Below are 18,827 nucleotides of genomic sequence, written 5' to 3' on the forward strand. Positions count from 1 at the left end.
GGTGCCCGAGGCCCTCATCGAGCTGGCCGATCTTCAGCGCATCCTCGACGAAGCCGGCTCGCAGGTTGAGGTCAGTCAGGTCTGCGAAGTGCAAGCAGGCCCGCACCGTTTCCCGGTGCAGGCCATCACCTTGGGCAACCCCAGCAAAGATGTCCCGGCCGTGGGCTTCTTCGGCGGCGTGCATGGTCTGGAACGCATTGGCTCTCGCGTGGTCATGGCCTACCTGCGCAGCCTCGTCATGCGCTTGAAATGGGACGGGCAACTGCACCGTCAACTGGAATCCATTCGCCTGGTGTTCATGCCCATCGTCAACCCCGGCGGCTTGTGGGCGGGCACGCGCGCCAACCCCCAGGGCGTGGACCTGATGCGCAACGCCCCGGTGAACGCGAGCGAGCCCGTGCCTTTCATGCTGGGCGGACAACGCCTCAGCCCCTCACTGCCCTGGTACCGAGGCGCGGCAGGCGCCGCGATGGAGATGGAAAGCCAGGCCCTGTGCCAGGTTGTCGAGCAAGAACTCCTCAGCCGCCAGTTCAGCATCGCCATTGACTGCCATTCGGGCTTTGGCATGGCCGACCGAATCTGGTTTCCGCATGCCCACACCACCAAGCCCATCAAGCACCTGCCCGAGATGCTGGCGCTCAATCAGATCTTCGACCAGGCCTACCCCCACCACCGCTACGTCATCGAGCCGCAAAGTCGGCAGTACCTGACCCATGGCGACCTGTGGGACCACCTTTACCTGCGCGCCTGCACCCAGGAAGACCGAACCCTGCTGCCACTGACCCTGGAGATGGGTTCCTGGCTGTGGATCAAGAAAAACCCAAGGCAAATTTTCTCCAAGCAAGGCATCTTCAACCCCCTGGCCGAGCACCGGCAACAACGCGTGCTGCGCCGGCACATGGCCTGGCTGGACTTCATCACCCACGCCGCCAGCAGCCACGCCAGTTGGGTGCCCCAAGGCACGGCGCGTGATGAGCATCGCCAAGCCGCCCACGACCGCTGGTACGGATGACTAGCCATACCCAAACGCCAGACACCTGGGTCTTGCTGCGTGGGCTCACGCGTGAACAAAGGCACTGGGGCGGCTTCCCCAAGCGGTTGGGCGAGCACTTGCCAGGCGCACGCATCGTGCCGCTGGACTTGCCTGGCAATGGCCGCCTGTGCACCCAAACCAGCCCCGCCACCGTGGCCGAGATGGCAGAGCAATGCCGGGCTGAACTCTTGCGCCAGGGCATCACGCCGCCCTACCACGTGCTGGCCATGTCCCTGGGCGCCATGGTGGCCACCGCCTGGGCGCTCAACCATCCGGATGAGATCCAGGGCTGCGTGCTGATCAACACCAGCATGCGCCCCTTCAGCCCGTTCTACCGGCGCCTGCGGCCACGCAACTACCCCTTGATGCTCAAGCTGGCCTTGCTGGGCGGCACCGCCCGGCAATGGGAAGAAGCCATCCTCAAGATCACCACCCGGCACCCACCCCAACCCGAACAGCAAGTGCAGGACTGGATCGCTTACCGCGACGAGTGCCCCGTCTCGCGCGACAACGCCCTGCGCCAATTGCTGGCCGCCGCCCGCTACACCGCCCCGAGGGAAGGCCCCTCAACCCGCACCTTGATTTTGACCAGTGCACGAGATGGCTTGGTCGACCCAAGATGCTCAATGCAACTGGCCGCCAGCTGGAACACCGATTTCGCGGAGCACCCCAGCGCCGGCCACGACCTGCCACTGGATGACGGCCCCTGGGTGGCCAGGCAAATCCAGAAGTGGCGCTCAGCCAGCCGCTGAAGGCGCTGAAGCGTTCAGACGTTTGGCCTCAGGCGCATCCATCACCAGGTCAGACGCGGGATAGGCCACGCACGGCAGAATGAATCCATTGCGCTTTTCTTCAAAGCTCAAACCAGGCCATTCAATGCGGTAACTCACCTGCCCCTGGATCAGGCGGCACAGGCAGGTTCGGCAGGTGCCATTGCGGCAAGAACTGGGCAATTCAATGCCTGCCGCGCGGGCGCTGGCCAGCAAGGGTTGTTCGGTCGACACGCGCAGTCGCACGCCCATCGGCTGAATGACCAACTCAAGCCCCCCTGCTTCACCGACCTCGTCCATCCATCGCTCCAAAACACGGGCACGCCATTTGCCGGGCGAAGCAATGTAACGCGCCTGGAAACACAACGTGAACGATAACCTCCAAGCCCACCCAAGCCAAAGTCCCAATGCCCATGAGCCCGTGTCGTCCCGGGCCTACCGGTGCCGCTGTGGACGCCCCGTGTTCTTCCGCAACTCGGTGTGCCTGGCCTGCCAGACGCCATTGGGCTATGAGCCCACCCAGGCACGCGTCATCCCGCTGGATCCCGGCCAGGAACCCAAACTATTCGTGCCGGCGAACGCACCACAAGGGCAGGCCGAACGGTACGTGCGTTGCGCCAATTTCGCCAGCGCGGCCGAGTGCAACTGGCTGATCCCCCAATCCCAGGCCGCCAAAGGCGTCACGCTGTGCCAGGCCTGCCGCCTCAACCGCACCATCCCTGACTTGTCCAACCTCGAGAACCAGGAGCTCTGGCGCCGCATCGAAACCGCCAAAAGGCGGCTGGTGTCTCAGTTGATCGCTTTGAAACTGCCCGTGGCCTCCAAGGTGGGCGAAGACCCCGAGCGCGGGCTGGCCTACGACTTCCTGCGCTCACAACCCAGCGAACCCCGGGTGTTGACTGGCCACGACTGCGGCCTGATCACCATCAATCTGGAGGAAGCCGACGACCCCACGCGCGAGCGAACGCGCAAAAGCATGGGCGAACCTTACCGCACGCTGCTCGGTCATTTCCGCCACGAGGTCGGTCACTATTACTGGGACCGCCTGGTGGACCACACCAGCTGGCTCGAACCCTACCGAGCCCTTTTTGGCGACGAGCGCCAGGACTACGACGCCGCCGTGAAAGCGCACTACCAAAACGGCGCACCGCTGGACTGGGGCGTGCATTTCGTCAGCGCCTATGCGTCCACCCACCCATGGGAAGATTGGGCCGAAACCTGGGCCCACTACCTGCACATGGTCGACACCGCCGACACGGCGGCCAGCTTTGGCATCGACCTCACGCAGATCGGTCTGGAAACCGAACCGTTTGACGCTGATGTCCTCTGGAAAGCTGACATCGGAGAAGAAGGGCCGCCTTTCCTGGCCCTGGTGAACGACTGGGTTGGCCTGACGGCCGTGATGAACGAGATGTCGCGCAGCATGGGTCAGCCAGACTTCTACCCCTTCGTGCTGTCACGCGAGGTGGTCACCAAGCTGCACTTCATCCACTGCGTGATTCACGGCGCAACCCGAAATACAAGCCCATGACGCCGGTTCATTTTTTCAGGACGAGCTTGAGTTCTTTGGACTAACATTCATTTGGCCATCCAATCTCGGGCAGTGCGTCCGACCAACGGCCCATGTCCAAATGACTCTATTGAACCGGCCCAGGCTGTCGCATTGGCGCATGCGCAGCATCTTCAGCAGTGATGTACCCAACCTCATCCCAACATTGACCGTGCTGGTACTGGTCTTGATTTGGGTCGGCGCCCTCAACTGGACATAACGCGAACGCGCCACTGCCGAGCGCCATGCTCAGGTCGCGGCCCAGAATCTGTCAGGCGTCTACCGTGTGCAGATGCTGCGGGCCTTGCGCGAGCTTGACCTTACCCTCAACGTCGTCAGGTATGCCAGTGAGCAAAAAGGCCTGGCGCGGGCTTTGGTCAACCTTGAAAGCGATTTGCTGGTCCCCACGGCGCTGCTGTTCGCCATCGACGTGGCCAACCACCAAGGCGACATCGTGGCCACCAACAGCGACAACCCTGACAAAGCATTGCGCGCGGTGGATCAACCTTACTTTCGGCACTTCAGTGAGCACACACGACTTGGGGACACGCTTTACGTGGGCCCCGCGGTGCGAGACCCCAAAACCGGCAAGAGCCGGATGATGTTTGCACGTCGGCTCACCGACGCCAACAACGCCTTCGCCGGCGTGGTGAGTGTGTCGATCGACCCCGAATATTTCACCAGCGCCTATGAGCCCTCGCGCATGGGACTGAATGGCACCATGGGAGTCGTGGGATCAAGCGGTGACCTGATCGTGGCGCGCAGTGGCGATCAGGTCATCAGGGGCAATGACGCCCCGACCTTGAAGCATGTGATCCCCACGCCTGAAGACGAAGGGAAGGTCAAGCTCCTGCTCAACCCTTGGGACGGGGTCATGCGTTATACCGTCTCAGAACGCTTGAACATGTTCAACATCACCACCGTGGTCGGGCTCTCCGAAGAAGAACAACTCGCCTCCTTTCGGCAACGCGAGCAGGCCTACCGATGGCTGGGCATGTTCGTCAGCGTGCTGGTGATTGTTCTGGGCCTGCTGTGGCGGCAACTGGCCCGCAGCCGGTCACGCGTGCTCAAGGCACAAGCCACCTACCTGGCAGCCTCAGAGGCCAGCAGGGATGCCACCTTCGTCATGCACAGCCTGTGTGATGCAAAAGGCGTGATCAGTGACTTCGTTCTGACCGACGCCAACAGCCGCGGCGTGGCCCTGTTGAACCTGAACAAGTCGGCCATGCTGGGAAAACCCATCGGCACCTTGCTGCCAAATATCCGCGGCACCCGTACATTCACGGTGCTGTGCCAAGTCGTCAACACCGGCGTGGCGCATGACCAGGAATGGCAGAACCATGAACCCGCCATACGCGCCCAGTGGCTGCATGCCCAGGTGGTGCGCGCTGGCAGCGGCGTGGTCGCCATCGTCCGAGACATCAGCGAGCGCAAACGCATTGAAGCCGAGCTGGTGCGCCGCAACAATGAGTTGACCACGGTGAACCACAAGCTCACGGCCACCCATCAACAGTTGGTGCAGTCGGAAAAACTCGCCTCGATCGGGCTGCTGGCCGCTGGCGTCGCCCACGAAATCAACAACCCCATCGGCTTCGTGCTGTCCAACATTGGCGCGCTGGACGGGTACTTCAACAGCCTGCTGCAGATGCTGGACACTTACCAGGAAACCGAGAGCCAACTGTCCGACCCGGCCTTGCGAGCTCGGATCCTCGAATTGAAGGATCGGGTTGAGTTTGACTACCTCAAGGACGACATCCCGGCCTTAATGCGCGAAACCAAGGATGGCATTGAACGTGTTCGCAAGATCGTGCAAGACCTCAAGAACTTCTCACACGTTGACAACGCCCAGGACTGGCAGATGGCCAACCTGAACGACGGGATCAATTCGACGCTGAACTTGGTGAACAGCGAGATCAAGTACAAAGCCGAAATCATCAAAGAGTACGGCGACATCCCCCTGGTGGAATGCCTCCCCTCCGAGATCAACCAGGTCGTGATGAACCTGCTGGTGAACGCGGCACATGCCATCGGCGAAACAAGGGGCAAGATCACCGTGCGCACAAGCTCGGCTGACAACGCCGTGTCGATCGAAGTGGAAGACACCGGTTGCGGCATCGTCCCCGAGAACCTGGTCAAGATTTTTGACCCCTTCTTCACGACCAAAGCGGTGGGCAAAGGCGCCGGGCTGGGCCTGTCGCTGTCGTATGGGATTGTTCAGAAACACGCGGGGCAAATGTCCGTGCACAGCGTGCAAGGCACGGGCACCATTTTTCGAGTCACCCTGCCCCAGAAGCAAAGCACCCAGAAAATCGACATCATGCCGTCGCTGTAGCGATGTGCCTGATGGCCACCAAGATGCCCAACTACCCCCAAAACGAGGCCGTGACCATTGCGGCCAGTTTGAACGAGAAGTGAGCTGGGTTATCGAACCCACATCACGATCAACGTCCCCGCCAAGGCCACAGCCGCACTGAGGTCGACCAACCAGTCGCCCAGCAGACGCACAAAAAATGACTTAGGGGGCTCGGGCTTCATGCTGGGCTCCTTTGTGGTGGTCGGTCAATACCAAGGGGTTCCAGAGTGGCCTTGTCGTGTGACACAGGGAAGACAGTGTGCCTACCAGGGGTACACCAGGGTTCCCAGCATGGCCATGGTCAATGCAAGGTCCAGGCCCCACTCAATCCAGTTGTTTTCAAGCAGCGTTTTCATACTGTTGTTTTATACAGTAATTCCAAACCTCTGTGAAGACTCAGGCACAACCCTCCCCAAATTGACGGCGGCTTGCCTCTACCATGGCCTTATCCACGAGGAAAACTTCCGCCATGACCACCCAAGAACGCATAGACAAGCTGGAAGAGGACATTGCGCAGTTGACCGTCCAGAACAGCGAGCTCGTTGCCCTGCTGCAAAACCTGGGCGGCCACCAGCGCATGTACCATGCGGCCATTGAATCCATCATCATTTCGCACCCCTACCCCCAGGCGCTCAGGCCGGTGCTTGAAACGCTGCTGGCAGGGGTCGATGCGGCCATCGTGGCCAGGGCTGAATCCGATGACCACCTGGAAGGTGCGCAGGCCAGCCAGGAATGCTTGATGGCGGCGTTGGATGAGGCGGAGCGGTTGGGTGGCCTTGAAGAAGATGATGCGTAAAACGGCCCCCGCACCGAGCCATCATGATGCTGGGGCCACTCTGCAAGCCTCTGCGGCCAGTGCAACCGATCCAAAGTCGATGCGCTCTTGCTCCAGCCTCACGGCCTGATCGCTCAATCGCTTCCAACGTAAATCGTCGTACAGCGCACCTTCTTCGGGGCTCAACCGAGGCAGGTCGCGAAGGGTTGCTTGAGGCTCGACTGTCCACTGCGGCTGATGCGCCAGCAGCGTCTCGCGGTCCATCAGAAACGAGGTGACATGGGGGTGGTGAGACCGCAGTTGATCCAGGATGGCAAAGCCGTGGGTATCAATGTCGCCCCAGTAGTGCAGCGTGCAGGCGGCCATCCAGTCGGCATTGGCCCATGCCTCAAAGCCATAGCCAGCGCCAAAAACAACCAGGCTGTTGGCCACAGGGGGGAAGGACAAAAAATTGATCTCGTTCTCGGTGATGAACACATGCTCGACGGCTGGCATCAAACAAGCAAATGCCACTTGCGACACCGTGTAGTCGCCGTCCCCCCCACTGATCCAATTTGACGCCTTCGGGTCCAACCATCGAAAGCGCACGCGCAACGGCTTGTCGCGAAAGCCATGGCGCCTGGCGAACTGCGCGCCACCACTGGCTTCAAAGTTGATGGCATCAAAGGGCAGCACCAGATCCAGCAAGTCGGCCAGCACGCTGCGGTGCGTCTCAATGAACTTGCTGTGGATGCCCGGCAAATCCACCTGGCGCAGGTAAATGCCCGGTTTTGGATGCGCTTGCATCCAGGCAACAAAAGCCAGCAAGTGCGGCCACTGATCAGCCAGTGCCAGTGCCCGCAATGGCTGGCGCTGCAACCATGTCAGCAGCGATGGTTGCTGGTGGCGCGTCATGGCCAACAAGGCATCAAAGGCTTTGACCTCGCTGGTTTTGCCGAGCCAGCGCACCGCCTCTTCCCAGGTGTCCACCCAGGCCTCGGCAGGCAGGCTGTTCTGGCCAATGATGCGGTGGCGCACGTCGCGCATCACCAGCCGGTAGCCGTGGCGTGTGCCTTGCTGAAGCTCTAGCGCCCACTCGCGGACAGCGTCGAATCGATCAGACAGCTCACCCGACGAAGGCCCACGCAAAGTCAGCCTCATCGGGAACAGCTGCTCAGGCGCGACCCGCTCGGCCAGCAAGTCGCCTTTGTCCCAGCGTTTGCGCACCTGCTCGCGCAAGGCCGATGCCGACGTCCACTCGCTCATGCCATGCCCGCATCGCGTTGGGCGCGGTATTCGTCAATGCTGAGGTTGCGCAGGCGCGAAGCGCTGCCCTCCTCGTTGTGCACAAAGCCAACGCTGGACACAAAGGGTTCGATGATGTGGATTTTCTGCAGGGGCGTGACGATCAGCAATTGGAGGTTGAGCTGCTGGAACAACCTCAGTCCGTATTCGGCCGATTCGTCGGAGCCACGGCCAAACGCTTCGTCGATGACCACGAAGCGGAACGAGCGCGATCGCACCGCGCCCCACTCCAGGCCAAATTGATAGGCCAGGCTGGCGGCCAGGATGGTGTATGCCAGCTTCTCTTTTTGCCCACCGGATTTGCCGCCAGAGTCGGAGTAGTGCTCGTGCTCACGGCCATCCTCGCGCCAACGTTCGCTGGCGGCAAAGCTGAACCAATTGCGCACATCGGTCACCTTGGCGGTCCAGCGGCGGTCGGGTTCGGCCGTGCCTTCTCGCCCCCTGAAGCGCTCGATGATGCGCTTGACCTGAAGGAACTTGGCCTCTGAGTATTGCGAATCGTCTGACCCGGTAAGTGCGCCTTCGGTGCAGGCCCGCAACTCGGTCTGGAAATCACGCACGTCGGCGTCGGTCGAGGGCTGAGCCTCCAGCGCGATGAAGCGGCCCGGGTTGTAGTCAATTTGGGTCAGCGATTCGTTGATGCGCTCAATGCGCTCCTTGATGGTTTCTCGCTCGCGGTGCAGTTGAGATTGGAAGTTGGCCACTTCCCGGATGGTGTTTTCATTCAGCAGCTCTTTGAAGCGCGCGACGAAACGAGGCAGGTCATCGGCATTCAGCTTGTCCAGCATCGTGCGGTATTCGTGGCCCGCAGCCACGCTGGCATCCACCTCCTGCGTATCGAGCTTGAAGGCCTCGTTGTATTCCGCCATGGCGCGCACGATCCGCTCGCCCAGGCGCGCAAGCTTTTTGTCTTCGGCGTCAATCTGATCCTGAAGCCAACGGCGCATGTCTTGCTCGCGGGGATCGCACGACTCGACGCTGAGCTGATGCTCGCCAAGAGCTTGCCCGCGCAGGCCGTCAATGTGGTCAAAATGGCCGCCGTGCGCGGCATGCAGTGGGCTGCTCAAAATCTGCTGCACCTGCGTGCGCAAGGCTTCTGCCAGCTCTTGCTTGAGCAGCGTGCGGGCTTGGTCGGCCTCACGCAGCTTGAGTTTGTCAGCGGTGGCGGCCAAGATGGGCTCCAAGGCGGCCAGTTGGGCGGTGAGCGCCTGCAGCAGGTTCGATGAGCTCTCCAACCTGCTCTTTTCAGCCAGCAAGGTGGCGACCTCGACCGCGCAGCCCTTCCAGTCAAGCTCCGCAAAGTCTCGGTACTCTTCCAGTTTGTTCAAGGCTTGCAAGCGCTCGCGGGCCGTGTGCTGCGCTGTCTGCAGTATGCCGATGCGTTGCCCGATCTCCGCCAAACTCGCTTGCAGCACCCGAGACTTCGATTCGAGTGTCGCGATTTTGGCCTGGTTGCTCCAACCCAAAACGTAGCGGCTGCGATCATCAATGCGGTGGCGATCATCTTTTTCATGCCGCTCGCCTGCGGCCTTGATCTGCCCTGTGCGCGTGATGGCGCGGGTTTCACGGCGAAACTGCTCCTGGCCAGTGCAGCAAGCCACGTCAAACCGGTGCGCCAACTCTCGCTCCAGCCAGCCGTAAAAGGGTGACTCAGGCTTGACGACCAGCTTGCGCGCCAACGAATCAGGGTGGAGCGCGGGCAGGTCGTTGCGGGTGTCTTTGCGGCTGGGGCGCACACGGAAGTAAACCAGGCGGCCTTTGAGGTGCGTGCGGTCCACCCATTCGCTGACCTGCTCGTAATGCGCGTCAGGCACCAACAGGCTCAAGGCAAAGCCCCGCATCAAGCGCTCGGTGGCGCCTTCCCAATCACGCTCTTCATCGCGGACCTGGATCAACTCGCCCGCAAAAGGCATGTCCGCCTCGCGCAAATGCAGGGCCTCGCACAGCGCAGCGCGCATCGCCACTTGCTGCGTGTCGATGTTGCTGCGGCGCGCTTTCAGGCTGGTGATTTCGCTGCTCAGCTCCTGGTCTTCCTTGCGGCCTTGGGCGAAGCTCACGCCGAGCTCGTTCATCTCGTTCTGCACCTCGGCTTCGCGTTCAGCCGCCGACTCGCGCAAGGGCACGCACAACTGGCGTTGCGACAAGAAATCTTCAGCGCTGTGCATGGCCAGCAGGCCGAGCGCTTGGCGCAGATCGTCGTAGCGGCGCGCCTTCTCGGCGCGGCGCTGTTGGTCTTGCTCTTTCTGCGCGATCTCCAGTGCCAGCCGCTCGATGCGATCGCCCCCGTTGTCGGCCACGGCCCGTTGCAACTCGCGCATCTGCGTTTGCTGCTCACGCTGTTGAATGCTCAAACGCTCGATGTGGCTGGCGTGGCGCTCCAATTCTTCCGACAGATGTGCCAGCCGTGTCGTCAGAAGATTAGCTTTGAGCTGGGCGAAGTAGCCCTGCAAGGCATCTCGGGCACCACGCAGTTGCTCGACCTGTGCCGCGAGTTCTTCACGGCGCTCGCAGTCGGCCACCAATGGCTTCAACAGCCTCACCTGCGCCTCGGCCTTCAGCACCGCTTCATGCGCCCGGTTCAGGTCATCAAAGTGGGCGATCAGGTCTTTCAAGCGCGGCGCCACATCGAAGGGCTCCAGCATGTGGCTGCGCACGAAGTCGGTCAGGTTGCCGACCGATTTGAGCGACACCGTTTGATGGAACAACTCCAGCGCCTGATCATTCTTGATGCCAAAGTGCCGGCGGAACAAGGCACCGTAGGGTGGAAAGGTGTCCTCAGGTGTCACGCCACTGGCCCGCAGGCGCTTGCGCAACTGGGCGATGTCAGAGCCAAAATCGGCAAAGTCTTTGGCAATGCTCATCAACCGATCGGCCACCACATACATGCGTTGCGGCTGCCCATGCGGATCCTTGAGCCAAAACACCTGGGCCAGTGTCACCGTCTGCTCATAAGCGGCGTTGTGAAACACCCCCAGGATGACCGAGTAGCTGTTGGGCCCTCGCAGCGCCACCGGGCGGCCTGAGCCCCCTTGTTCACTGCGCTCGGCCTTGTAGTGGCCCAACACGTAGCTGCGCAGCGAGCGCTCGCGCGCATCAGCGCCAGCGGCTTTGTTGTAAGCCACGCGGTGAGACGGCACCAGCAAGGTGGTCACGGCATCGACCAAGGTTGATTTGCCGGAGCCGATGTCGCCCGTGAGCAAGGCGTTGCGGCCTTCCGGGCGCATGGACCAGACGCGGCCGTCAAAGGTGCCCCAGTTGAAGACTTCCAGCCGCATCAGCCTGAAGCCGGCGAGCGTTTCGCCCTCGGCCAGCGCCATGGTCTCATCCTTCATCAGCGGCCCCTTGCTCACGCTCGATTTGCGCCCGATAGGCCGCCAGGCGGGCATCGAACTCGGCCAACCATTGCGCATCCACAAAGGCCTTGAGGATGCGTTGAACCTCGAACATGTGCTCTTGACCGCGCAGGCGGCGCACGAAGCCGAGATCGACCACGCGATTGAGTTGGGCATCGATCTGATCAATGAGCCGGGTTTGATTGCTGCCCTCGGGCACGAAGACGCGCAACATGTCTACCATCTGCTCGCGAGACATGATCAGCCGCGTGTCGCCACCGCCCGCGTCAAACTCGGCCAATTTCTTGCGCAACAGGGCCAGCAGCAAGCTGACCTGGAACGTCAATGGCCGCCGCGCCACCAAGCGTGGCAACTTGGGGGCCGCCGGGTCGTCAGATTCGGCACGTGAGCGAAGAAACGCGTAGCCTTCGGCCTCGTCGAGCGTCAGCTCCAAACCGAGCACGGCCACGTGGTCCCGCACACGGCCTTGAAGCTCAAGCAATGCGTGCCAATGCCCGGCATCGTCGGCTCGGTAGGTCACGCCCTTGAGCAAGGGCACCAGCACTGCTGACAAGTCGAAAGTGAGGGTGATGTCGTCTTCAGCCATGGTCATCGGGAAAAAATCACTCTTGGTAGTTGCGCCGTCTTGCGCTGGCCGCCGGGTGCCACCCAGTCCACGCTGTCTTGCACCGTGTCGTCGATCACGGTGCCGCCCTGCTCGGCCGCCAAGCTGAGGTAGGCCACCAGCTCGGCCAAACCGTGCTCCAGTGGCCGGGTGTGCAGCAGTTCGGACAAGGTGATCTGGGTGCGCTGCTGCAGGCTCTGGCGCACATGCTGAGACAGCGCCGCCTTGTCGATGACGAACTGCGAAAACAAAGCGCCAGCGTCCACATCTTCGTCACCGGCAGCCATCGCCACGATGTCCAGCTTCAGCTTGCGCAGCGGGGTGTGCAAGGGGCGCTCCATGGGCAACTCGATGCTGGTTGCCGTGTCAGCCATGGTCATGAAATCGCCCGTTGGCGGCTGCGCACGCACGGCCAGCGCACCCGCCTCGATGCCGCGCAAAATGTCCATGATGCGGCGGTTCTCCAGGTAGGCCTGGTCATCCAGAAAGCGCCGCAACTGCTGGGACAGCAAGGCCACGGTGCGCTGCGCGTGCTCACCCGCTTCCAACCAGTCGTAGTGCACCCGCTTGAACCTGGGATCAGGTGCCATCTCCGCGACAGACTCCAGCTGAAACACGCGCTCCAGCAAATCGGTCAACTCCTCTTGCCTTGACCGCGACATCAAAAAATCCCAGAAGGCGCGGAAGCTGCGGCCCTGGTCAGAGTCGGCGATCAGGTCACGCTCGCCCAAGATGTCTTGCAACAAAGCCCCTTTGCTGCCATCCCACAGCGTGATGCGCTCGCGCACCCGGCGATCCAGCGTGCGGAAGTTTTGCTCCACCTCGCGAAAGTCAGCCAGCAGTTCGCGGGCCAGGTTGGCAAATTGAGTGAAGCGCTCTTTCACGGCGGTATCGCCCAGCAGCGGCATGTCGCCAGCCTGCACGCGCTCAATCTCCGCATCAATCTCGGCGCGCTTGCGCAGCAACTCTCGCACGCGGGCTTGGGGATCGGTCTCGCTGCCATCACTCATCTGGCGCAGCAACTCAAACAAGGTGAGCAGCCGCGATTCGGTGCCCACGAATTGGCGCTCGCTCAAGGTCACCAACCAGGCCAGCGCTTTCTCGGTGGCCGGGGTGATGTCAAAGTGCGGCTCATCAGAGCCCGGCGGGTAAAACTTGCGAAGCCAGGCTTTGTCGTTGGCCGCCCAATCGTTCAGGTACTCCAACGCCGCCCGGGGATAGACGTTGGCGCCTCGCTGTTCGCGCAGTGTGTAAAGGGTGTCATCCAGCGCCTCGACCAAATCAGCCTGCGCGACCACACGCTGGTTGGGCACCACAAAGACGCGGTGCAGAAAGCTGGCCACCAATGCCGAAGACTCGGCCGCGAGCAAACGCCAGGCGGGATGCTGGCGGCGCAGGGATTCAAGCGTGTCGATGTCGAGTTGCATGGTGGCGGACATCTTATTCGCAGATGGCAAGCGGGGCGGCAGCCCACTCACTGGTGGTCAGCGCCCGGCCATCCCACCTTGAATCTGTGTTTGGCGCATCGGCGCCCACCTGCGAACTTGAGTGCACAAAGCCACCAGATATTTTGGCCCCGTGCACCCATCATCTCAGCAAGGTCTCCGCCAAACGGTCGATCCCATCTTGGCCCAAAGACGGGCTGCCCAGTTCCGCCCGGCCACCCCACTGGTGGAAATGCGCAGCCTGAGAGCGCGCATACAAGGGGTCATAGTGCAGATGGGTCAGCTCTGAAAACAGTGGGGACAATTCGCTTTGTCGAGCCCAGTCTTGCCAACGGTTCACAGCCTCATGGCCATGCAGCGTTCGAAAAGCCTCCAGGCGCTGAGACAACGCTGCCCCGTCGTGCCCCAAATACGCGTAGTCACGCAACAGGAAATCCAGTCTGGCCTCAAAAGGCGCCACGATCTCAAAACAAGGGCTGGCTCGCATTCGTTCAATCAAGGCGGTTGGCAAAGACAAACGCCCAATCTTGCGACTCTCTGCTTCAACAAACACCCGCTTGGACAGATCGAACCCTTCCAGCACCGCGGCCATGCGGGTTTCAAATGCCTTTTGGGAAGGCTGGGCCTGTCCAGGCAAGGCCCCCAACAAAGACCCCTTGTGACATGCCAGCTCTTCCAGATCCAGCACCTGGGCACCACGACTGGCCAGGGCATGCAACACCCTTGTCTTGGCACTGCCCGTGGCACCGCAGATCACTTGCAATTGCAGTTGAGGGCACTGCTGATCGAGCATGGCAATCACATGGTGCCGCCAACGTTTGTAGCCGCCGGCCAGTTGCTGGGCATCCCAGCCCACCAACCGCAGCCAAGCAACCATGGAGCCGCTGCGCAGCCCGCCTCGCCAGCAATAAACCAGCGGCTTCCAGTGGTGGGGCTTGTCAGCGAACTGCTCGCGCAGGTGGCGCGCCAAATTTGCCGCCACCATGGCGCCGCCGACCCGCCGGGCTTCGAACGCGCCTTGTTGTTTGTAGATGGTGCCCACGATGCGCCGCTCTTCGTCGTCCAGCACGGGGCAGTTAATGGCCCCGGGAATCTGATCCAGCGCGAACTCTGCGGGCGAACGCGCATCGATGACACAGTCGAACAGGTGCCGCTCGGTCACCTGGACCGGTCCGCGCGCGCTCATCGGTTAACCTCGGCTGGCCTGATCGCCCTGAACTTTTGTTGACCCATGACTTCCATTGCCCTTACTCAGTTTTCGCACGGCGGCGGCTGCGGCTGCAAAATCGCCCCGGGCCTCTTGGCCGAGATTTTGTCACGCGCCCCTCAAGGCATCGTGCCACCCGAGTTGATGGTGGGGCTGGAGACCAGCGACGACGCTGCGGTCTACCGCCTCAATGACAGCCAGGCCCTGGTGGCCACCACCGATTTCTTCACGCCCATCGTGGACGACCCACGTGACTTCGGGCGCATCGCCGCCACCAATGCGCTGTCCGACATTTACGCCATGGGCGCCACGCCCATCATGGCTTTGGCCTTGGTGGGCATGCCGATCGCCAAGTTGTCGCCCGACGTGATCGCCCAGGTCCTGGCAGGCGGCGCCGAGGTTTGCCGCGATGCGGGCATCCCGATCGCGGGGGGCCATTCGATTGACTTGCTGGAACCCATCTATGGCTTGGTGGCGCTCGGCATCGTCCACCCCGACCGGGTACGCCGCAATGCGGGCGGACAGGTCGGCGATGTGCTGGTGCTGGGCAAACCGCTGGGCGTGGGCATCCTCTCGGCGGCCCTGAAGAAAGGGCTGCTCAGCGAATCAGGTTATGCGCAGATGCTGCGGCACACCACCCAGCTCAACCGCGTCGGCATCACCTTGGGCGGCTTGCATGGCGTGCACGCCATGACCGACGTGACGGGCTTCGGCCTGGCAGGCCACCTGCTGGAGGTCTGCCGAGGCTCAAAGCTGAGCGCACGCGTGGCCCTGGCCCAGGTGCCCTTGATCGACGAGGCGGTGGCCTTCGCCCGCAACGGCATCATCACCGGCGCCTCGGGCCGCAACTGGGAAGCCCATGGCAACCTCGTGGATTGGCCAGCCGATGCGCCCACATGGATGCAAGCCTTGGTCTCCGATCCTCAAACCAGCGGCGGATTGCTGGTCAGCTGCGCGCCGGCCGCCGTGCCGGACGTGCTGGCGGCTTTCCGCGATGAAGGCTTCGCCCTGGCGGCCATCGTGGGTGAGCTGACCATGGCGGATCCAATCGCAGGGTCCCGCATCGTTTTTGAATAGGAACTGGCCGCCACTCGAATTCACAAGAAGAAGCGCCCATGGCACCCGAAATACACCTGAAAGGGGTCAGCCGACACTGGGCCGGTCGGCCGACGGTCAAAAACGTCTCCATTCGCCTGAGCTCCGGGGAGCGTGTCGCACTGATTGGCCCCAGCGGTGGGGGCAAGTCCACCCTCATCCACCTGATCGCTGGCGCACTGCGCCCCACCGAAGGTGTCATCGACGTGGATGGGCGGTCCATGGCGGATTTCAGTTGGCGTGACCTTCAACGCTACCGCTCACGATGTCGCATCATCGAGCAGCAAAGCCTGCTGGTACCGCAATCAACGGTCCACGGCAATGTGCTGTCTGGTTTGGTCGCGACATGGCCTTGGCACAAAACGCTCCTGGCTTCATTGGTGCCCATTGAAAGTGCCAGGGTGGGTTTGGTGCTTGAACAACTGGGCATCGCCAACTGCCAATGGGCCCGCGTGGGCGAACTCAGTGGTGGCCAGATGCAGCGGGTGGCCATCGCCCGAGCGCTGATTGCCGACCCCGCCATTTTGCTGGCCGATGAGCCCACCGCATCCTTGGATCCCAACACGGCCAAGTCGGTCACCCAAAAAATCGTCGAGCTGGCCAAGGCTCGCAGCATGTCCCTGGTTTTCTGCACGCACTGGTTCGACATCGTCAAACGCGATTGCACCAGGGTGATCGGCTTGAGCGGCGGCGCGGTGGTCTTTGATTGCGATCCCGACGAAGTCTCCCACCACCGACTGGAGAGTCTGTATGCAGGCAGCGGCGAGCGCATCTGAACGCACCAGGCACCTGCGCCAGTACTGGCTCTGGCTGGCGCTCGCCCTGTCGGTCGCGGTTTGCCTTGAGCTGACACACGCTCAACCCGGCAAATTGCTGGACCGCGACGGCCTGAGCAACGCTGGGGACATCCTCTCTGGCTTTCTTCGCCCCGACGTGTCGGCCGATTTCCTCACCCGCGTGTGGACGTTGTCCGTTGAAAGCCTGCTGATCGGCATCCTCGGTACGGTTTTTGCCGTGCTTCTGGGCGGCGCTCTGGCGTTTTTTGCCATCCGTGTACCTGATCTTCCAAAGCCGCCACGTCGGCAGCCGGCATTCATCCGCTTTGGGCTGGCCGTCGCCCGGGCGGCGTCCCGGTTCCTGTTGGGCTTCTTCCGCTCGGTGCCCGAGATTGTCTGGGCCTACATCTTTGTTCGCATCCTGGGCTTGGGACCTGGCGCGGCCGTCCTGGCCATTGCGCTGACGGTGGGCGGCAGCATTGGCAAGCTGTACGCCGAGTTGGCCGAAGCGGTAGATCCGCGCGCCATCCACACCCTGCGTGCCACCGGCGCATCGCGCTGGGCCATCCTCTTGTTTGCCGTCTTGCCACAGGTGAGGCGCCAGTGGATCGGCTACGCGCTCTTTCGCCTGGAATGCAATGTCCGCAGCGGGACGATCCTGGGCGTCGTCGGCGCAGGCGGGCTGGGCAGCGAGATCGCCCTGAGCATCCGCTACTTCCAGTACGACAAGCTGGCCACCACCTTGCTGGCCGTGCTGGCCTTCGTGATGGCCCTGGAGGTGGTCAGCGCACAACTGCGCCAACGCAGCTTACGCTGGTCTCTCGCATTGGCAGGGCTGGGCGGCGCCCTCGCCTTTGACAAGCTCGACATCCCTTGGGGCGACCTGTTCACCAGCACCGCGCCCTCAATGTTCACCTTCGACAACCTGACGTTCGATCAAACCTTCATCACCACCGCCGTCGGGCAGATTGGCGAGACCTTGATGATGGCCTGGGTGGCCACAGCAAGCTCTGCCGTACTGGCTTTTGTGCTTGCACCGATGGCGGCCACCCACCTGATGACAGGCAGCTACCTGCCCGATCCGCCACGCCCCACAGGATGGGCCCAGGCCATGAGGCATGCCCTGAAGTGGTTCAGCCGTGGCTTGCTGCAAATCACCCGTGCCATGCCCGAATTGACGCTGGCCCTCGTGTTTGTGGTTTGGGTGGGTGGCGGCCCACTGGCGGGCATGCTGGCCATCGCTGTCCACAACATCGGTGTGCTGGGGCGCTTGTACTCCGACGTGCTGGAAGAAGTCGAGCCCGGTCCTGCGGCTGCCCTTCAAGCACAAGGCGCCAGTGGCATGGCGACATTTCTCCATGGCGTTCTACCCCAAGTCAAGGCACGTCTGGCCGCCTTCACCCTGTACAGCTTTGAAGTCAATGTGCGTACCACGGCCATGGTCGGTTTTGTTGGCGCCGGAGGCATCGGTGACGCGCTGGACACCGCCATCAGCCTGTTCCACATGCAGGATCTGACGCTGCTGCTGCTCACCATGCTGCTGGTAATCTCGGTGGTGGACGCCATCGGCGACCGGATCCGCACCCAGATCCTCAAAGTCAAAACAACGGTGCTAGCCCACTGACGGCATTCACCATGCAAATCAAAGCAGCATCACCAAGGAATCCCAACATGTTCAAACGAGCGACTCGCCTGTGTACCATTGTCCTGGCCTCACTGTTCACCCTGGCCGCCCACGCTGAAGACGTGATCCGCGTCTCCGGCATCCCTGACGAGAACCCCACCGAGCTGTCGCGCAAGTACCAGCCGCTGGTTGACCACCTTCAAAAGCACCTGGGCGTGAAAGTGGTCTACGTGCCGGTGATCGACTACGGCGCAGCCGTGTCGGCACTGGCCGCAGGCAAGATCGATTTTGCATGGCTCGGCGGCTTCACCTTCGTTCAGGCCAAGGTGATGGCCGGCGCCAAGCCCGTCGTGATGCGCGACATCGACCGCGAGTTCCAAAGCGTGTTCATCGCCAACACGGCGGCCGGGATCAACAAGCCCGAAGAGATGCGCGGCAAGAGCTTCTCGTTTGGCTCCAAAAGCTCCACATCGGGTCACCTCTTCCCCAGGTACTTCCTGAGCACCAATTTCAACATCAATGCGGACAAGGACTTTGCAGGCGCGCCGATCTACAGCGGCGCCCATGACGCCACCGTGAAGATGGTCGAATCTGGCAAGGTTCAGGTCGGTGCGCTGAACATCGAGGTATGGAAGCGCATGTTGACCAACGACAAGTTCGACAAAGCCAAGGTAAAGGTGATCTGGACAACGCCACCCTTTGTTGACTACGTCTGGGCTGTGCGCAAAGACCTGCCAGCCGCCATGGTTCAGAAATTCGCCGATGCCTTCTTGACGCTGGATGCCACCAAGCCGGAAGAAAAGGCCATTCTGGATCTGCAAGGCGCCAAGAAATTCGTGCCTGCCAAGGTTGAAGACTTCGCCGTGATTGAACAAGTCGGTCGCTCAACCGGACTGCTCAAATAAAGGCTTTGTCGAAGCCTGATCCGGCATCAAGGCCGCAGTGGCAAGGTTTCATGG

General features: G+C 61.8%; 15 protein-coding genes. 9 read left to right on the forward strand and 6 right to left on the reverse strand.

Annotation, left to right across the window (positions count from 1 at the left end):
- The first annotated feature begins 1 nt into the window (after position 1).
- Together H7225_RS03000 and H7225_RS03005 are read left to right on the forward strand one after the other, a co-directional pair.
- The gene (locus H7225_RS03000; protein WP_290659329.1) at positions 2-1,012 is read left to right on the forward strand and encodes a M14 family zinc carboxypeptidase; all 1,011 of its coding nucleotides are present in this window, start codon (positions 2-4) and stop codon (positions 1,010-1,012) included.
- The gene (locus tag H7225_RS03005) at positions 1,009-1,785 is read left to right on the forward strand and encodes an alpha/beta hydrolase (protein ID WP_290659307.1); all 777 of its coding nucleotides are present in this window, start codon (positions 1,009-1,011) and stop codon (positions 1,783-1,785) included. The genes H7225_RS03000 and H7225_RS03005 overlap by 4 nt, the downstream gene beginning before the upstream one ends.
- Here H7225_RS03005 and H7225_RS03010 read toward each other — a convergent pair.
- On the reverse strand, positions 1,771-2,055 hold the full coding sequence (locus H7225_RS03010; protein ID WP_290659330.1) for a 2Fe-2S iron-sulfur cluster-binding protein: 285 nt from the start codon (positions 2,053-2,055) through the stop codon (positions 1,771-1,773). The two genes, H7225_RS03005 and H7225_RS03010, sit on opposite strands and share 15 nt — an antisense overlap.
- Before the next feature lie 115 nt (positions 2,056-2,170).
- Here H7225_RS03010 and H7225_RS03015 point away from each other — a divergent pair, with 115 nt between their 5' ends.
- From H7225_RS03015 to H7225_RS03025, 3 genes are all read left to right on the forward strand, one after another.
- The gene (locus tag H7225_RS03015; RefSeq protein ID WP_290659308.1) at positions 2,171-3,334 is read left to right on the forward strand and encodes a putative zinc-binding metallopeptidase; all 1,164 of its coding nucleotides are present in this window, start codon (positions 2,171-2,173) and stop codon (positions 3,332-3,334) included.
- A 310-nt stretch (positions 3,335-3,644) separates the two neighbouring features.
- A complete protein-coding gene (locus H7225_RS03020; protein WP_290659331.1) occupies positions 3,645-5,684 on the forward strand; it encodes an ATP-binding protein in 2,040 nt (679 codons plus the stop codon).
- 490 nt (positions 5,685-6,174) lie between these two features.
- A complete protein-coding gene (locus tag H7225_RS03025; protein WP_290659309.1) occupies positions 6,175-6,501 on the forward strand; it encodes a hypothetical protein in 327 nt (108 codons plus the stop codon).
- A gap of 21 nt (positions 6,502-6,522) precedes the next feature.
- Here the strand turns inward: H7225_RS03025 and H7225_RS03030 are convergent, their stop codons facing one another.
- From H7225_RS03030 to mnmH, 5 genes are all read right to left on the reverse strand, one after another.
- On the reverse strand, positions 6,523-7,725 hold the full coding sequence (locus tag H7225_RS03030) for a DUF3322 domain-containing protein (protein WP_290659310.1): 1,203 nt from the start codon (positions 7,723-7,725) through the stop codon (positions 6,523-6,525).
- Positions 7,722-11,096 (reverse strand): SbcC/MukB-like Walker B domain-containing protein, encoded by a 3,375-nt coding sequence (locus H7225_RS03035; RefSeq protein ID WP_290659311.1) that lies wholly within the window; start codon positions 11,094-11,096, stop codon positions 7,722-7,724. Before H7225_RS03035 ends, H7225_RS03030 begins: the two co-directional genes overlap by 4 nt.
- Positions 11,086-11,709: a DUF4194 domain-containing protein gene (locus H7225_RS03040; protein WP_290659312.1), complete on the reverse strand. Its 624-nt coding sequence runs from the start codon at positions 11,707-11,709 to the stop codon at positions 11,086-11,088. The genes H7225_RS03035 and H7225_RS03040 overlap by 11 nt, the downstream gene beginning before the upstream one ends.
- Positions 11,706-13,148 carry a DUF3375 domain-containing protein gene (locus H7225_RS03045; protein ID WP_290659332.1) on the reverse strand — a complete coding sequence of 481 codons (1,443 nt, stop codon included), beginning with the start codon at positions 13,146-13,148 and terminating at the stop codon, positions 11,706-11,708. Before H7225_RS03045 ends, H7225_RS03040 begins: the two co-directional genes overlap by 4 nt.
- Before the next feature lie 160 nt (positions 13,149-13,308).
- The gene (gene mnmH, locus H7225_RS03050; protein ID WP_290659313.1) at positions 13,309-14,352 is read right to left on the reverse strand and encodes a tRNA 2-selenouridine(34) synthase MnmH; all 1,044 of its coding nucleotides are present in this window, start codon (positions 14,350-14,352) and stop codon (positions 13,309-13,311) included.
- Between the two features lie 45 nt (positions 14,353-14,397).
- Between mnmH and selD the strand changes: the two genes are divergently transcribed.
- From selD to H7225_RS03070, 4 genes are read left to right on the forward strand one after another with little or no spacing between them, the layout of a single operon-like run.
- The gene (gene selD, locus H7225_RS03055; RefSeq protein WP_290659314.1) at positions 14,398-15,450 is read left to right on the forward strand and encodes a selenide, water dikinase SelD; all 1,053 of its coding nucleotides are present in this window, start codon (positions 14,398-14,400) and stop codon (positions 15,448-15,450) included.
- 38 nt (positions 15,451-15,488) lie between these two features.
- Complete coding sequence (locus H7225_RS03060; RefSeq protein ID WP_290659315.1) at positions 15,489-16,244, forward strand: ATP-binding cassette domain-containing protein; 756 nt, start codon at positions 15,489-15,491, stop codon at positions 16,242-16,244.
- Positions 16,219-17,868 (forward strand): ABC transporter permease subunit, encoded by a 1,650-nt coding sequence (locus tag H7225_RS03065; protein WP_290659316.1) that lies wholly within the window; start codon positions 16,219-16,221, stop codon positions 17,866-17,868. Before H7225_RS03060 ends, H7225_RS03065 begins: the two co-directional genes overlap by 26 nt.
- Before the next feature lie 47 nt (positions 17,869-17,915).
- A complete protein-coding gene (locus H7225_RS03070; protein WP_290659317.1) occupies positions 17,916-18,773 on the forward strand; it encodes a putative selenate ABC transporter substrate-binding protein in 858 nt (285 codons plus the stop codon).
- Positions 18,774-18,827: the final 54 nt, after the last annotated feature.

This window comes from Aquabacterium sp. (assembly GCF_014378415.1).
Taxonomy (GTDB): Bacteria; Pseudomonadota; Gammaproteobacteria; order Burkholderiales; family Burkholderiaceae_C; genus Aquabacterium.

Coding starts and splice junctions, on each gene's coding strand:
- H7225_RS03010 (WP_290659330.1), bottom strand. CDS start 2,055: ATGGGCGTGCGACTGCGCGTGTCGACCGAACAACCCTTGCTGGCCAGC.
- H7225_RS03025 (WP_290659309.1), top strand. CDS start 6,175: ATGACCACCCAAGAACGCATAGACAAGCTGGAAGAGGACATTGCGCAG.
- H7225_RS03005 (WP_290659307.1), top strand. CDS start 1,009: ATGACTAGCCATACCCAAACGCCAGACACCTGGGTCTTGCTGCGTGGG.
- H7225_RS03045 (WP_290659332.1), bottom strand. CDS start 13,148: ATGCAACTCGACATCGACACGCTTGAATCCCTGCGCCGCCAGCATCCC.
- H7225_RS03035 (WP_290659311.1), bottom strand. CDS start 11,096: ATGAAGGATGAGACCATGGCGCTGGCCGAGGGCGAAACGCTCGCCGGC.
- selD (WP_290659314.1), top strand. CDS start 14,398: ATGACTTCCATTGCCCTTACTCAGTTTTCGCACGGCGGCGGCTGCGGC.
- H7225_RS03030 (WP_290659310.1), bottom strand. CDS start 7,725: ATGAGCGAGTGGACGTCGGCATCGGCCTTGCGCGAGCAGGTGCGCAAA.
- H7225_RS03060 (WP_290659315.1), top strand. CDS start 15,489: ATGGCACCCGAAATACACCTGAAAGGGGTCAGCCGACACTGGGCCGGT.
- mnmH (WP_290659313.1), bottom strand. CDS start 14,352: ATGAGCGCGCGCGGACCGGTCCAGGTGACCGAGCGGCACCTGTTCGAC.
- H7225_RS03065 (WP_290659316.1), top strand. CDS start 16,219: ATGCAGGCAGCGGCGAGCGCATCTGAACGCACCAGGCACCTGCGCCAG.
- H7225_RS03070 (WP_290659317.1), top strand. CDS start 17,916: ATGTTCAAACGAGCGACTCGCCTGTGTACCATTGTCCTGGCCTCACTG.
- H7225_RS03040 (WP_290659312.1), bottom strand. CDS start 11,709: ATGACCATGGCTGAAGACGACATCACCCTCACTTTCGACTTGTCAGCA.
- H7225_RS03020 (WP_290659331.1), top strand. CDS start 3,645: ATGCTGCGGGCCTTGCGCGAGCTTGACCTTACCCTCAACGTCGTCAGG.